Source organism: Granulicatella sp. WM01 (assembly GCF_004570605.1).
In the GTDB taxonomy this organism is placed as follows: Bacteria; Bacillota; Bacilli; order Lactobacillales; family Aerococcaceae; genus WM01.
In genome coordinates, this window is record NZ_SPPB01000121.1 from 1 (window position 1) to 1,122 (window position 1,122).

1 protein-coding gene and 1 pseudogene are annotated in these 1,122 nt (G+C 29.3%); both read right to left on the reverse strand.

The features are described from left to right. Window positions 1-286, reverse strand: a 286-nt coding sequence (locus tag E4T68_RS08920) for a transposase family protein (RefSeq protein WP_135126042.1), incomplete at its 3' end; no start/stop codon positions are given. A gap of 652 nt (window positions 287-938) precedes the next feature. Next, a pseudogene (locus E4T68_RS09680) lies at window positions 939-1,122 on the reverse strand (IS30 family transposase); the annotation flags it as partial.

The window sequence follows — 1,122 nt, forward strand, 5'->3', positions numbered from 1 at the left end:
TTTCACAGGTCATCGTTTTATGACAACAAGTACATTGATAACGTCTCATTTTTAAATGTAATTTAGTGGGATTTTCATAAATAGGTAATAATTTTATTTTTCTTAAATAACTCCCATAACGAATCAGTTGATTATGCCCACAATGATGACATTTTTCTATTTCTCTTTCCCAGCTGGCATGAATAATATGATATTTAATATGATGTTGTACGTCTTGAGTTAGCCAATTTTCTGGAAATTCACATTCTTCTTCCAATTTCAATAATTTTCTGGTATTCTTATCCATGTGAAGCACCTCTTTACTATTTTGTCTCAACTTATAGTTTACTGGTTTGCTTCACTTTTTTCTATAAAAAAATAATCGTGTTGGCGAACCTTTTTGTTCACCAACACGATTTATTGTACACCCTTTTAAAAATGTGATGTGCTTTTTTTATTATATTGTCAACAATCTGGCCTCATCAACCCTATTTGACATAGAACCTTAAAATTTATATATAAAAAATCCATCTTATAATTAAATGATTAAACAAAATAAAAGAAAACTATCATGACCTATGATTCTAGCATATACCAATTACTATCAATTGAAGATAAAAATATTATATTTAATGGTAATTTAATACAACGTGGCATCGTTTAAAAGCAATGATAATACTTGGACTGTACCACGTTAAGTTGTTTGAAATATAGAGACGTATAGCATGTTTTTAAGATTAATTTATTTGTGATATGTAGAATAATATGTTCTGCATAATGAATTTACAAAAATAATTAAATTTATGCTCGAATTGTAAAGCCAAGTGCAACAGTACATGAAAAATACTAAAGTCACAGTCTATGTCTGTGTGCGACATAGTTGTTTTGTAATGGAATAGGTGTAACGGTCAAGGTATTAGCGTAGCGAGCCTTTACGGTTACACCTATTCTGTTATAGTTTATGTCGTTGCACACAAACGATTAAACATAGTATGAGGTGTATCATAGTCTAGTATACGTCTAGGTCTATTATTTAACGCATTTTGTATAGTTGTTATCATTTGAATAGGTACTAAATTAAATGATTTTCCCTTTGGTAAAAATTCTCGAATTAAACCATTGTGATTTTCATTAGTCCCTCGT